At 39.5% G+C, this 13,440-nt stretch carries 14 protein-coding genes; all 14 read right to left on the bottom strand.

Annotated elements, in window-relative coordinates; all coding sequences use genetic code 11:
- Complete coding sequence (locus BVC89_RS21575) at window positions 1–594, bottom strand: hypothetical protein (protein ID WP_086933191.1); 594 nt, start codon at window positions 592–594, stop codon at window positions 1–3.
- 59 nt (window positions 595–653) lie between these two features.
- The gene (locus BVC89_RS21580) at window positions 654–851 is read right to left on the bottom strand and encodes a hypothetical protein (RefSeq protein ID WP_086933192.1); all 198 of its coding nucleotides are present in this window, start codon (window positions 849–851) and stop codon (window positions 654–656) included.
- 30 nt (window positions 852–881) lie between these two features.
- Window positions 882–3,935 carry a fused MFS/spermidine synthase gene (locus tag BVC89_RS21585; protein WP_086933193.1) on the bottom strand — a complete coding sequence of 1,018 codons (3,054 nt, stop codon included), beginning with the start codon at window positions 3,933–3,935 and terminating at the stop codon, window positions 882–884.
- Window positions 3,928–4,881, bottom strand: coding sequence for an OmpA family protein (locus BVC89_RS21590; RefSeq protein ID WP_086933194.1), 954 nt, complete (start codon window positions 4,879–4,881; stop codon window positions 3,928–3,930). The genes BVC89_RS21585 and BVC89_RS21590 overlap by 8 nt, the downstream gene beginning before the upstream one ends.
- A 29-nt stretch (window positions 4,882–4,910) precedes the next feature.
- Window positions 4,911–5,813 carry a TadE/TadG family type IV pilus assembly protein gene (locus BVC89_RS21595; RefSeq protein WP_158658064.1) on the bottom strand — a complete coding sequence of 301 codons (903 nt, stop codon included), beginning with the start codon at window positions 5,811–5,813 and terminating at the stop codon, window positions 4,911–4,913.
- Between the two features lie 28 nt (window positions 5,814–5,841).
- Window positions 5,842–6,294, bottom strand: coding sequence for a tetratricopeptide repeat protein (locus tag BVC89_RS21600; RefSeq protein WP_086933196.1), 453 nt, complete (start codon window positions 6,292–6,294; stop codon window positions 5,842–5,844).
- Window positions 6,295–6,342: 48 nt separating this feature from the next.
- On the bottom strand, window positions 6,343–6,699 hold the full coding sequence (locus BVC89_RS21605; RefSeq protein ID WP_086933197.1) for a DUF192 domain-containing protein: 357 nt from the start codon (window positions 6,697–6,699) through the stop codon (window positions 6,343–6,345).
- Window positions 6,689–7,576 carry a type II secretion system F family protein gene (locus BVC89_RS21610; RefSeq protein WP_086933198.1) on the bottom strand — a complete coding sequence of 296 codons (888 nt, stop codon included), beginning with the start codon at window positions 7,574–7,576 and terminating at the stop codon, window positions 6,689–6,691. Before BVC89_RS21610 ends, BVC89_RS21605 begins: the two co-directional genes overlap by 11 nt.
- Window positions 7,569–8,420 (bottom strand): type II secretion system F family protein, encoded by an 852-nt coding sequence (locus tag BVC89_RS21615; RefSeq protein WP_086933199.1) that lies wholly within the window; start codon window positions 8,418–8,420, stop codon window positions 7,569–7,571. Before BVC89_RS21615 ends, BVC89_RS21610 begins: the two co-directional genes overlap by 8 nt.
- Complete coding sequence (locus BVC89_RS21620) at window positions 8,420–10,135, bottom strand: TadA family conjugal transfer-associated ATPase (protein ID WP_086933200.1); 1,716 nt, start codon at window positions 10,133–10,135, stop codon at window positions 8,420–8,422. Before BVC89_RS21620 ends, BVC89_RS21615 begins: the two co-directional genes overlap by 1 nt.
- Before the next feature lie 5 nt (window positions 10,136–10,140).
- Complete coding sequence (locus tag BVC89_RS21625) at window positions 10,141–11,457, bottom strand: type II and III secretion system protein family protein (protein ID WP_086933201.1); 1,317 nt, start codon at window positions 11,455–11,457, stop codon at window positions 10,141–10,143.
- Window positions 11,458–11,528: 71 nt separating this feature from the next.
- On the bottom strand, window positions 11,529–12,455 hold the full coding sequence (cpaB, locus tag BVC89_RS21630; protein ID WP_086933202.1) for a Flp pilus assembly protein CpaB: 927 nt from the start codon (window positions 12,453–12,455) through the stop codon (window positions 11,529–11,531).
- A 34-nt stretch (window positions 12,456–12,489) separates the two neighbouring features.
- Window positions 12,490–12,693: a hypothetical protein gene (locus tag BVC89_RS21635; RefSeq protein ID WP_086933203.1), complete on the bottom strand. Its 204-nt coding sequence runs from the start codon at window positions 12,691–12,693 to the stop codon at window positions 12,490–12,492.
- A 23-nt stretch (window positions 12,694–12,716) separates the two neighbouring features.
- Complete coding sequence (locus tag BVC89_RS21640) at window positions 12,717–13,415, bottom strand: hypothetical protein (protein ID WP_086933204.1); 699 nt, start codon at window positions 13,413–13,415, stop codon at window positions 12,717–12,719.
- Window positions 13,416–13,440 lie beyond the last annotated feature (25 nt).

A 13,440-nucleotide genomic window follows, 5' to 3' on the forward strand; every position in this document is an offset into this window, starting at 1 on the left:
TTATTTTTCTTGGTATTTGTTAGCTTGTGCAAATGAGATATTGCTCCACATTCTGTCCAACACTGGAGATAAATGCGGTAACTTCCCCTCCAGAGTTGAAGCTGTGAGAGACAAAACTTTATTAATACTGTTTCTAGCAACAAAAATTTTTACATCATGTTTCACGTCCTTGCTCTTGGATAAAAACTCTACTGAGTAGCCTTTTAATCCTCCATATTCATTTTTTTCCAAATCACTCAACTTAAATTGGAAATCTGTACCATAGCTTTTCATCGCGGTATTAATTGCAACAAGTGCCATGCGTTTAAAGAAATGTTCACCGCGATCCACTTCTATACTGTTATGCGTTCTGATGGTAATAGCAGCAGGTGGATAATAAGAATCCGGTGACATAGCAACAAACTCTCCTCCATTAGTGTCTTCTAAATATTTCCATTGCCATGGAGGATCATTATCTACCCCCACCTGATAGCCATCTTTTACCCAGATATACTGCAATTCCCGAGATTGCACTGGTAACTCAGAGTAAGCACTAGGACTAAACATCAACGCCAACATGCTTATATAAAACATAAAGCGGTATTTAATTTTCATGATCATAGCGTTCCTACAAATCACTATTTCTTAAATATTAGATTTTTGATAAATGTTAATTACGCAAGACTACTACTAAGTCCTGTAATAAAAGGCACTGCAAAGAACAGAGAAATAGCAACTAAGCCTTTTTTTCCATGAGCAAGGGCTACCGCATTTTTATATTGAAATTTGCTGAGAAAAAAACAAATGAGGCAAACTGCAATATAGGCAAAAATCAATTTTCCTAACAGATAACCAATCGAATATAACAACATGTCATACACCTTAAGTATCTACATTATTATTTAGTCAGATGACGCTATACCACCCTGCTCAATTAGCTCTTGCTTGGCATGCTGATAGATAATGGGCATGGCAATCGCCTGACGGTGCTTTTTCATATTTACGCCAACACTTTCGTATTCATCAAATGCTGCAATTGTTGCATTAAAGTTTTTATCCATAAAAGAGGCGTACATATTCATGGATAATAAAAACACTGAAAGATTATCGTGAACCTTTTTGTCTTTAGGGACGAGCGTTTCCAGTAATTCTGCTGTTACTGCACTGAGGCTCGCATATTCATCAGTCAAGGTATAATTAATGGTAGCAACCATATTAGAAACCAATTCAGATGCTTGTACACAAGGTAACTGATCTAAATGCTCAACAAGTTTTTTATTTGTTCCCTTATTCCAAAAAGCAAGAGACATACTGGCCATATAACTCAGGTTCTTAACAACGTAGTTTTCATTTAGATTTTTATGGCATGTTTCAGCAGAATAAAATAGTTGTGAAGCAAAGTAGAGCTTGTCGGGCAGATCTTGTTTAAGTGCTGTCTGGTTAAAGTAATACTCATATACTTGCTTGGCTTCCATGGCACCAACTGACGGAGAAAAATGCTTTGACTGGCTAGACACAACACTACTTTCTTCTGTCATTGCCGGCTCATTACCTGGCCATAAATTCTCCATAGTAAACGGCGTGCGATATAACCCCGTAATCTCAAGGGCATCCAATTTTAAGAAACGAGCTTTCACTGCACGGGTATCGATTACCGGATAAAAATCAGAATTAGCTGCAACATCAAAACTTTCAAAGAAAGGAGCCAATACACGTTTAGAAGCTAAAAAATGAAATTTAATATCATTAAGATCACTCAAACCTACTCGCTCTAATAGCTCTAAATCTTCGTAATTTTTAAAAATATCTACATCAACATTAATGGCCTCTTGAGATTGAGAGGCGACAATTAACATATCTACAGTATTACTCGAATAAACGTTGTAGTGATTAAACTTTTCACCCAGAGCTTTCATAACACTGGCAACCGTGTGTAAATCTGTTTCGTACAAGTGTAACCACTGAACAAATATTCCATCTTCAGCAATATACTGATTAATATGATTGTAAAACTCAGAAGAGAATAAGGTCGCGACACCACTCACCCAAGGGTTAGATGGTTCAGAAACAATCACATCATATTTATGGTTGTTGTAAGAAAAAAATGTTTTCGCATCTTCTATATGAATTTTTGAACGCTCGTCGGTAAATGAACGGGAAACTTTATCACCGAAAAACTTCGCCCCTTCAACCATTTTGCTCTCGATTTCAATTGAGTCTAAGCGTTTAATGCGCTTATCCCCCATTAAAGTATGCCCAGTTAAACCAGAACCAATACCGATGTTGGCTACATACTCGGGGTTATCGTGCATTGCTAAAGGAAGCGCAGCAGCCATTATCATAGTAATTTCATCAGGAGAAGTATCGCCTTTCGGGTCAACCGTAATAGAAGCATCAGGTTTGCCATTGGTCGCAATAACCATTCGCTCCTCTTCATCCTTACCGACGGTATATACATCAATAGATGAAGTCTTGCCATCAAGGCGTGCTATGTTTTCGCCCGAGCTTAAAGCGCGCCCGTTTCTAAAAACAGATGATGAAGTTTTGTTAGGATCTAATTCGAAAAAAGCAACAGCGGATAAAACAATTAGCGCCGCACCAGCAACAGGAGCAGCTATTCGCGGGTGTTTAAAACTGATAGCGGTAGGTCGCAGTAAAAAGAAGCCGACCACAATGTCAATTCCTGCACCTAGAATAATAACAGCTTTTAAACCGAGTACAGGTAATATCATGTGCACAACTAATAAAATACCTAAAATACTGCCAAGAGTGTTAGCTGAATAGACCATACCAATACTCTTTTCACCTACCGAAGTTTTCATTAATGAGTAGGTAATGAGAGGTAAAGTCATACCGGCACAAATCGTTGTGGGCAACATCAGCAGTAGCACAACGAAATGGGATGATAGATTAAAAAATAGATATCCCGGTTCACTCTGATCCAATGCTCTCATGAGCACGGACATCAGAGAGAACGTCTGGTCATAAACAAACAGTGATAGTGCTGCAAGTGCTCCCATTGTTAATTGAATATAGGCTAGTGTTTTAACCGGATCGACTAGTGTTTCAATTCTGTTTTTAATCCAAAAGCCACCAATGGCAATACCCAGAATAAAACCGCTGAGCATCAGTTCAAAAGAATGTGTCGAGCTACCCAGAACCATGCTCAACATGCGAATCCAACCTAGCTCGTAGAAAAATGATGCCATCCCAGTAAAACCAGCACATAAAATCATGAGTTTTAATGTGCTAGGCACAATAGCGTTATCGTTACTTAGCTTTTCAGTATTGATAAGCGTTATTTTTTCGAGACCAATATCATCAATTTCCCATTTGTTATTGATAACCCATACTAGAGCGGCAAGCCATAAATTAACAAAACCGGCTATCGCGACTGTGCCAGGTAGACCATAATTTTGAATAAGAACAAAACCGCTAGTTAAAACGCCTACCACAGCACCTAAGCTATTTGAGAAATAAAGCAGGGAGATCAAGCGTCCATTCTTCGCCGGTGCTGCTCGCACTAAACCTGCGGCAAGCAGAGGAAAAGTCGCTCCTAAAAGAATTGATTGTGGCAATATCAATAACGTCGCCAAAGTCCATTTATATAAGCCTATAAGTTCAGGGGAAGACATGCCACTGACAACATGTTCATAAGAAAAAGATGTTACAGACATATAAACTGCATGGAATACTATGCCAAGCACACCTACAGCCGCTTCGGTGATGGCATACCATAATACAGGACGTTTTAAATCGGCGGTTCGTTTACCTACATACCACGCACCAATTGCCATACCTCCCATAAAAATAGAAAGCACTAAGGTCTGAGCATAAGCAGAATGACCTAAGAATAACTTTAGATAGCTTGCCCAAATAGATTGATAGATTAGGCCTGAAAATCCAGAGATTCCGAAAATTAAAATTAAAATAACAAATTTTTTACTATTATCCATTAGTTCTCACCACTTCTACTCTGCGATTTTGGGCTCTAGCTTTACTATCTTTTGACAAAGTTTTAGGCCGACCTTCACCGTAACCTGCAACAACCAGGCGGGAATCCTTAATACCTTTTTTTATCAAGTAATTTTTTACTGATTCAGCGCGACGTAAGGAAAGATCTAAATTGTATTTTTCCGAACCAAGTTCATCTGTATGACCATCGATTGAAATAGTCATCTCAGGCGTTTCATTGAGTACCTCAACCAAGTTATCCAATACTACGTATGACTCTTTGGTAATATCTGCACTGTCAAATTCAAAAAATAGACCCTCTAGAGGAACACTATCACCCCGAGAGAGCCAAACGCCCAAGTTGCGTACATTGATGACGTAATTTTTAAAATCGATTGAACCTGTGTTTAGTACATGAATTATTGAACGAGGAATATTGGTAAATTCGTTAACATAGAATGCCACATACCAATCACCGTCTTTTTTATCTGGATGCTGCGCTAAAATATAATATTGTTTATCGACATAGCCATCCACGTGACGGCTCAGGTATAAACGCCATCCTGCAACATCACCGCATTCATCCCGCGCACACTCGTATAAGATTTCGAAGCCTTTTCTCTTCATCTCGTCACGCATATTTTTGGCTATTTCTATAGCCGCGTCTGTCTCTGTATGATCATATACTGTACGTTCTACAACACCGTCGAGCATCATGGATTTTGCTGGAAAATAGCCTTCTTCGGAATCGCCAGTGAGATCTGTAATATATTGAATATCACTCTGAATAACCTGGTAACGTTGATGTTCCTTGTTGATCTTTTTAAACACTGTCGCTTTTGGGTATAGCGAAATTAAGTCAATTTCAGCAAAGGCTTTGGTTGTGAGTAAACACGCAAAAAAAACCATTAACACATTGAGGGATAATATATTCGGTGCTTTATTCATCGTAAAATAATCAAGTTATTAAATTAAATTTATTGCCTTACCGGCGACTGCATACGTACAACAGCATCTGAAGAAATAGGGATATAATATTTTCTACTTTCTACCCCTGCAGCAGCGAGACCTGCATTGCGCACTGTCTTAGCGGCACATGCTCCCCAATGGGGATGGTCGCGTACTTCTCTTTTTGATGCATAGAAGAACCAAAAATCTTGACTCCACAACATATTGAAACGAAATAGTGTGTTATAAAATGCGGCGCGCATGAAAGGGACTGTCAATGGCGCGCACCAATGGCCTCGCACCTTCAATATATTGGCGTCCTGCAAATTCATTCTAACCGTGCGCCCCTCAACACGAACATTGGTTGTACCTGCGCTACGGATATTTAAATTATCATTAGGTATTTGCCTGAATCGCTGCTCTCGACAGCGTGTAATATCATTACCTCGGCGGCGACGAATATTTTCTTCACACCCATCTTGCAGTTGGAACATATCGCGAGCAAAGCGCCTAAAAACATCTGCGTTCGGCGAAATCACTTGCATACGTATCGGCGCATTACCAATTCGATTACCATTTCTAGGATTAATCTGATTATCTAAATACGCACGGCCCTCAGCCAAAAGATAGTTGGCAGCATTGGGATTGCGTTTTAAATACAAAGGTACTAATCCTTTAACCATCATTTGCTGCATAGGGCCTACACGAGCGTTGTGTAAAGCGCCCTCCCTGGCAGCCCGCAGTACAACATCGTTAAAGGTAGCTTTATCTCGGTATAAAAATACAGCTTGCAATGTACCTAAGACAACAATGACCAATGCTGGCCACAAAATAATATGTTCAACGAGTGCTTGACCACCCTGAGATTTTAGCCCTTTCGAAAATATCCTTTTCGGGATATGCGAGCTAGAGCGCGTATTATATCGAGCCATAATCATACCTCACACTTTCCAAGACTTATCATTCTGTAGCCAAGATACTTATCAATTTCATTTGAAAATTCTCAAGGCCCAAGTACTCATCAGAGTTTTTCATCATCGCAGCTTTACCTACATCGAGGCTGGAAACTGCTTGTTTTACCCTGGCCAATGCTAGATTATTCCAGCACCTAACATCTTCGGGTTGCTTTTTATTACAAGTCTCATAGGCAATAATTGCTGCATCGAGCTGATCGGTGCGTATATAAATATTGCCTAACTTCAACCATGCCTCGTGATATTTGGGATATTCGCGAGTAATTCTTCTATATTTAGCCTCTGCATCTGACAGCAAGCCTTTCTCATAATAATCATTAGCTATTTCAACAAGTGCTAGGGCGTCTAAAGACTTTTTGCTGCTGCTATCAGTAGATGCACATGCAACAAGAAATAAAAACTGTAAAACTAATAGCACTTTTAAGGCAAAACTACGCATAAATTTTCCTAACACTCTCTGGGCATTGATAATGTTGAGAATTAATAATCAAGCCCAAACTAACTTTTCACCGACACAAATATTGCTCATTCGTGCATTATTTTCTTTCACTTCAAGAACATACTTTGCTGACAAACACATAGCTTGACGCCATGGCTTCAAGTTTTTGCAGACTTTTAATACTTTTCTATGCTCGTCAATAAAGTACACATCAATTCTGTAGCGCATAAAAAATGTATGTACAGCATTACACGGAGACAGCAAAAGTCCTTGTTCTTCATTTAGTGGTTGATGGAATAGCAGGCCTCGCGCCCTAGTCAAAATACCATCAGCCATGGCTATATTAAGTAAATGTTCTCCATCACTGACAACACTCAGTTTTTTAAACTCTCCTTTAAAGTTCATACATAAACTTCATCACGATAGGGAATCCCAAAGCCAAAAAGGTCATAGGGAAGATAAATACTACCAAAGGAAAAATTAATTTAACGGGAGCTTCCATAGCGAGTTTTTCAGCTCGTTGGAAACGCTCCACGCGGCGCTGATCCGCCTGTACTTTTAAAGTGTTACCAACACTCGCGCCCGTTTTTTCTGCCTGAATTACCGACGTCACAAAAGCAGTAATTTCTTTAATATTGTTTCTCTCAGAAAGCTCACGAATTGAATCCGTGCGAGGCATGCCCGCTTTAATATCACGTAATACTTTCTTAAATTCCACATTGAGTGGCCCCTGCGGCCCCTTATCCACAGCTTGCTGAATAGAGCCTGTCATATTCATGCCAGCTTGTACCGCCATAGTTAGGAAATCTAGGTAAGTCGGCAACGCCCGGATAATGGCTTTCTCGCGCTTTTTCTTGAGATCCCTTAAAGATATCTTAGGTAGGAAAAAGCCTAAAACTGCTGCAAAAAAAAGTGCATAACCACTGTATGTCTCAAGCAATAGCATTGAGATAAAAGCAAATATGGCCATTAGCACAGCGCCTGTAATTTTCAAGCCAATATATTGCTCTGGAGTCATCAAGTAACTGACGCCACTACGCTGAAGATCCTTACTTATTTTCACTAACATCTCAACAGGAAATCGGTCACCAATGTAAAACGAGAAAAAATTTACTAATGGCCAAATGGATCTTAAGGTGCCAGGTAAAGGATCCATATAAAGGCGATCATCAGTAGGCATATCTTGTTTAATGCCAGATATTGAAAAGACAAAACAAACAAGGCCGACAAAAAAGGCCATGCCAATCAACATTTTTAAGGCAACAATATCTAACTCAAACATCGATACTCACAATTTTTTTAATGAATTTATATCCAATAAATAGGAAAATACAAAAAACTGCACATACAACCCAGCCTATGACTTCCGTAAATAACCTTCCCATCGCTTCAGGCTCAAGCTTCATGAGCACCACAGCCAAAAATACCGGCAAACCCGTCATCACATAGCCTTGCGCTTTCCCTTGAGCAGTTAACGCTCTTATCTTTCCTTCCATTTCTAATTTTCGTCTCAAGGTATCGGCTAGGCGATAAAGAACATCCGCTAAACTCCCACCAATTTCACGGCTAATTTTCATCCCTGCGATCACCAATTCTAATTCCTGTAATGGCATCCTTTCTTGTAGGTTATCCAGCGCTTCGTGATAGTCGATACCGATGCGTAATTCCCGCAAAAAAAGACCAAACTCCTGAGATATAGGCCCAGGAGTTTCAGCCACTACTGTTTCCAAAGCCATATTCATATTGGCGCCAGCACGCATCATGGTAGACATAGAAGTTAGTGCATCGGGCAAATCACCTAAAAAGCGATCATTACGTTTTTCTTTCAAAACACGCCAGAAAAATTTAGGGGAAGCACCTAAAAAAATTGAAGCAATAAGGGCTATTGGCCAAGACTTCGTTAATAGCCATATAAGTAAAAATGCAGCCACTAACACTAATAAGTTGAGTACGTAAATTTTCTTAGGGTCGATGAAAATAAACATCTCCGTAAGATTGGTATTGGCCGATTGAGTAAATAACTCTTGATATTTATTTCCCGCCGCCAACAACTGGGAGAAACCAACGCTAACCAGTATTAACGAACTAAGAAATGCAGCGATACCAATAAGTATAGGAGTTGTCATTAAGAATTATGCTCCTCTCTAAATATACTCATATCTACTTCAATACCACGACGACGCAGATCCTCATAAAACTCAGGAACTAAACCAGTAGACTCAAAGCGACCTTCAATTTTTCCATTGGAGTCGTATCCAGTTTGACGAAAGCGAAAAATTTCCGACAACTGCACTGTATCCCCTTCTACTCCAGTTACTTCTGTCACACTGGTTACACGGCGACTACCACAAGAGAAACGTGTTTGTTGTACAATAATATTGACGGCAGAAGAAATTTGTTCGCGGATGGCACGCACCGGCAAATCCATTCCAGACATCAATACCAGTACCTCCATCCTCGAAATACAATCCCGTGGAGAGTTGGAATGGATAGTTGTTAACGACCCATCATGACCTGTGTTCATCGCCTGTAGCATATCCAATGCTTCACCGCCCCGACACTCTCCTACAACAATTCGGTCTGGTCTCATACGCAGGCAATTTTTTACAAGGTCACGAATATGAATCGCACCCTTCCCTTCCTGATTTGGCGGTCTAGCTTCCAAAGAAACAAGATTAGGCTGATAGAGTTTAAGTTCCGCCGCATCTTCCACCGTAACGATACGTTCATTATCTGGAATATAATTTGATAGGATATTAAGCAACGTTGTTTTACCAGAACCTGTGCCACCAGAAATAACAACATTTCTTTTGCGAACAATCGCTGTTTCGAGAAACTTAACCATATCACTATTGGCTGAGCCAAAACGAATCAAATCATCTGAGGTAAGACGATTCTTCATAAATTTTCGGATAGTGATACTAGGGCCTTTTAGAGCCAGAGGCGGAATAATGGCGTTAACACGTGAACCATCTTTAAGTCTAGCGTCAACCATTGGCGAACTTTCATCGATACGACGGCCCAGAGGTGCAACAATACGTTCAATTGCACCAATCACTGAACGGTCATTAGTGAAAGTAATCTTCGATTTTTTAAGTTGGCCTGCTTCCTCATAGAATATTTCATCACAAGCGTTAACCATGACCTCGCTGACCTGCTCATTATTGAGAAGATCTTCAAGCGGCCCTAAACCTACCGCTTCTGCCAGCACTTCATAACCAAGTTGTTTAGCATCTAAAGTATCAGGGAAATCATTAAGATCTTTTAAAATTTCATCGATAGTATTGCGTGTAAACTCACGCAATTCTACATCATCCATTTCACTAATATTAACGCGGCGCAAATCCATAATCTGGAATAATTGGCGATGTATCTTCGAGCGCCACTCATGCGACTGCATTTTTAATGAATCATCTATGCTTCCAGCATGATCTTCCTGTTGCTGTGTAGAGTTATTTACTTGCGTGTTATCTGTTGATGATGTTTGATTTGTATTTGTAGTTTTTTTATCACCAGCGCCACTCTGAAATGCAACTTCCTTCTGATCACCTTTAGGCTTTAAGCGAATAACATAGTCACCGATTTGAATAATATCGGATTCTTGAATAGGCCCGTACTCAGCAAACTTCTTTTTATTAACGACAATATTTCTCGAGTCAACACTAGCACTGATAAAAGCGCCTTCTGACATATTACGGATAATGGCGTGAACGCCGCTAACTCGCCAGCCGTGTAAAACAATATGATTACTTTTGGAGCGGCCTATTTGGCATTCTTCTTCACTCCAAGTAAACGAAGAAACCTTAGTCCCACTTTTAGTATTAACATCAACTCTATACATACAAATTACTCTAGAATTTTTGTTTTCCAGTCAAAGTTTTTAAAACTTTCTCTTATTGGATTACCCGCTTCTATTAGGTCTTTGTTAATTTTTGAATCGGGCGTAACTAAATACGGTGTTACCATGATGACCAATTCTGTCGAATCAGCATCAGTATTGGTGCTTCTAAAAAGCTGTCCCAAATATGGAATATCACCCAAAAATGGGACTTTTGTATTTTGTTCAGACTTCTCTGCCAGAGCCAAGCCTGATATAGCGTAGGTTTCTCCATGGCGTAAATTTACTGTAGTTTCCGAGTTTCTAGATACTAGTCCCGGCACACCATTAACCACATTCGCAAAGTCAATAGAACTTAATTCAGTAAATATCAAAGTATTAATATTTTCCTCTGAGTCTACTTGAGGGCTTATTTCCAGCCGAACCCCATATTGTTTAAATTCAACTTCTACTTGTCCCTGGTTATTCAATACTGCAACGGGAAACTCGCCGCCAGATAAAAATGATGCCGACTCACCACTTTTTGCCATCAAACGTGGCGAAGAAATTACTTCAGCATCACCGGTCTCTTCTAAGAGATTGATTATTGAACCTAGAACCGTTGTAAGACCACCATAAGAATAAAAGTTGTAATCATTCGGCACACCAGTATCAGGATCGATAATACCTGATGCGACTTCATCGCCATCATTGCCTATATCCCTTGCAATACGAAAAAAATCATTACGAGAGAATGTCCTATGAACACCAACAATGGGTCCTGAAATAGCATCATCCCAGTCGATGCCTAAATCCCTTACCGCTCGTTGTTTTATTTCCAATAAAGTGACATCTATTCGTACAACAGGCTGAAACACAAAACTACTGTAAGTCACCAATGATATTGGATTAGAAAACTGTCCTAAAATGGCTAAAAAATTATCCTTTTGAGAAATAGAAACATTGCCACTAAAAACAATTCGGTTATCTTTCTCACTAACTTTTAAGCCCGCAATATTTTCAGCCAAGTAGCGTGCTAGTTTTAAGTTCCTTGAGACATCTTGGTTGATAACACTCACCTTATAGATTCTCTGTCTTCCACCTTTCTGCCAAACATGTAAATTAGTTTGTCCTAAGCCGGCACCAATAAGTATCATTTCGCCATTTTCTAATGGTCGGTATAGAACAATTTTTTCATCACCAATGGCAACTTGCTCAACATCGGGCACATCTAATACTTTAACTTCCCCAAGGTGCATTTCTATCGATCTGTAATTTGCGGATAAAGCAAACGATGCTGAGCAGGTCACTACAATAAAAACTACAACAAAAACAACTTTCTTCACACATTCAGTCCTATGATATATATCAACATCAACACGAATAATTAGTCCAAAAGTAATATTCAGATGTTAAATTATCGCTGCCCGATTTTTATTTCTTTTTCTTCTGGTGCTTTGCCTTGATACTTTTTATAAAGACGACCAGTATCTTGCGCATTCCCCCAAAGGTTCTTTTGTCCACTGCCTGAAACACGATAAGAACCTGTCAATACCCCTGAAGTAGCATTGCTTTTAGAAAACACTCGAATACGATTATCTTTACTGTTATTAAATAAACCAGAGCCATCAGCAAAGCGGCCTTTACTTTCATCTTCAGGATTACGTAATAAGAAAATCAATTCACCTAATGTTTGAGCAGAAAGCAGTGTAGAAACATCTTTAGAAGCAACGCCAACAGTGACAGAACCATAACCTTGCTGTGCCGCCTGAGCTTGATAGTAAGAGGGGTCAGCAACAGTAGTAATTCCCGTCGCAAGAACTAATACCTTATCTAATAAACTTGTTACGTTAACCGTTTTTGCACCAGAGTCAGAGGTTATTTTTACCAAAATATCAACATAATCCCCTGGCATTAACATATTTTCATTGGATTGCAGCTCATCTATCGATAATGTTAAAGCTCTCTGTCCTGGGCTTAACAACTGAGAGAATTTCTCCACACCTGTCAAGCCATCTAACTGACTTCTTAGTAGGGGTTTACCAGCGCCGGCGGGTTCTTTCAAAGTCAAGCCGACAATAGAATCAAAGTCATTGGGAAACAAGGTACCGTTAGAAAGATAGGTGGCAGGCACAGGCCTTACTGAAACCGTATCTAAGCTAATTAAATCCCCTACCAAAAGGTCTTTATTAGGGACGATAACCTCAGTGTAATTTGCCTTTTCATCAAACTCAGCAATGAGAGCTTGCTCACGATGCTCCAGGTATTTAACAGAGGCAAAGCCTGCAAGACCGGAGAATACAATCGCAACTACCAATAACCCCAGTGATCGATACTTCTTCATATTTTACTACCTACACCCTCGTATTTTTATGCTATTAAATTGGAATTGACATTGCCCAAACATAGGCCTGGTAGTTCTCTCTAATGGCAGCAATCAACATTTCTGCTGCACTTGTTCTGCCATCGCCGCCTTCAGCTGGAAGCACAGGCATCAACAAAGCGGCAAGCACAAAGATACTGCCGACAATATATTCGATAGAGGCGGCTCCCTGTTGTTTGTTTCTATTTATTATTTTCATTTTTACCTTCAAAACCCCAATAATTAATAGTCAACTAATACAGCTACAATATCTGTCTTATCACTGGTTCGAGTAATAGTTAAATTAAGTTCCTTACCACGCTTGTTAAATAACAAACCAAATTTATTCTGACCTTCATAAGCAAACTGGTGTGTCTGCTCTTCCCATCCTTTCCTTTTATAGACTCTTCTGTAATGCTCAACACTTTTCTTAACTGAAGCGGTTGTTCTAGCAACAATAGTACGAGATTTTTTATTCTGATCTACAGCTTTAATGTCATTAATAAATTGCATTTCCCCTACTTTCGGAAAACCTCGACCAATAGCAGGAGGATTCTTTAACGCAGGCAATTTAGATATTGCAACTAAGCCTTTGGTGGTTTGCAAAACAGAGTCATCAAGCTGCACCGTTATTTGGTAATCCCCTTCTAAGCGGCTGATAATATGCCAACCTTCAAAGGCAGACTCTACAAACCCTGGTGCATTTTCTATAGTGGGCTTTTCCCAAGTTTTTTTATAAAACTCTACGGTTTTTTCGGCAGGCATCCAGGAATTTATTGCCCAAGACTTCATTTCAACACCATTTAAAATCATCTGATCAGATACTACCGTCAAACGAGCATCTTTTGGTAGAGGAATTTCAGGCCACTTTGCGTGGACAGCTGTTGAGAGTATGAATAAACTTAATATGCTAAATAAATGCCGTATTTTACTTATCCACATACGATAACCTTATTATTTTTAGTAT

The sequence above is a fragment of the Agarilytica rhodophyticola genome, from assembly GCF_002157225.2.
In the GTDB taxonomy this organism is placed as follows: Bacteria; Pseudomonadota; Gammaproteobacteria; order Pseudomonadales; family Cellvibrionaceae; genus Agarilytica; species Agarilytica rhodophyticola.

What these genes read in the sequence shown, in the direction of transcription:
- BVC89_RS21575 (WP_086933191.1), bottom strand. Translation starts at nt 594, where the DNA reads ATGAAAATTAAATACCGCTTTATGTTTTATATAAGCATGTTGGCGTTG.
- BVC89_RS21580 (WP_086933192.1), bottom strand. Translation starts at nt 851, where the DNA reads ATGTTGTTATATTCGATTGGTTATCTGTTAGGAAAATTGATTTTTGCC.
- BVC89_RS21585 (WP_086933193.1), bottom strand. Translation starts at nt 3,935, where the DNA reads ATGGATAATAGTAAAAAATTTGTTATTTTAATTTTAATTTTCGGAATC.
- BVC89_RS21590 (WP_086933194.1), bottom strand. Translation starts at nt 4,881, where the DNA reads ATGAATAAAGCACCGAATATATTATCCCTCAATGTGTTAATGGTTTTT.
- BVC89_RS21595 (WP_158658064.1), bottom strand. Translation starts at nt 5,813, where the DNA reads ATGGCTCGATATAATACGCGCTCTAGCTCGCATATCCCGAAAAGGATA.
- BVC89_RS21600 (WP_086933196.1), bottom strand. Translation starts at nt 6,294, where the DNA reads ATGCGTAGTTTTGCCTTAAAAGTGCTATTAGTTTTACAGTTTTTATTT.
- BVC89_RS21605 (WP_086933197.1), bottom strand. Translation starts at nt 6,699, where the DNA reads ATGAACTTTAAAGGAGAGTTTAAAAAACTGAGTGTTGTCAGTGATGGA.
- BVC89_RS21610 (WP_086933198.1), bottom strand. Translation starts at nt 7,576, where the DNA reads ATGTTTGAGTTAGATATTGTTGCCTTAAAAATGTTGATTGGCATGGCC.
- BVC89_RS21615 (WP_086933199.1), bottom strand. Translation starts at nt 8,420, where the DNA reads ATGACAACTCCTATACTTATTGGTATCGCTGCATTTCTTAGTTCGTTA.
- BVC89_RS21620 (WP_086933200.1), bottom strand. Translation starts at nt 10,135, where the DNA reads ATGTATAGAGTTGATGTTAATACTAAAAGTGGGACTAAGGTTTCTTCG.
- cpaB (WP_086933202.1), bottom strand. Translation starts at nt 12,455, where the DNA reads ATGAAGAAGTATCGATCACTGGGGTTATTGGTAGTTGCGATTGTATTC.
- BVC89_RS21635 (WP_086933203.1), bottom strand. Translation starts at nt 12,693, where the DNA reads ATGAAAATAATAAATAGAAACAAACAACAGGGAGCCGCCTCTATCGAA.
- BVC89_RS21640 (WP_086933204.1), bottom strand. Translation starts at nt 13,415, where the DNA reads ATGTGGATAAGTAAAATACGGCATTTATTTAGCATATTAAGTTTATTC.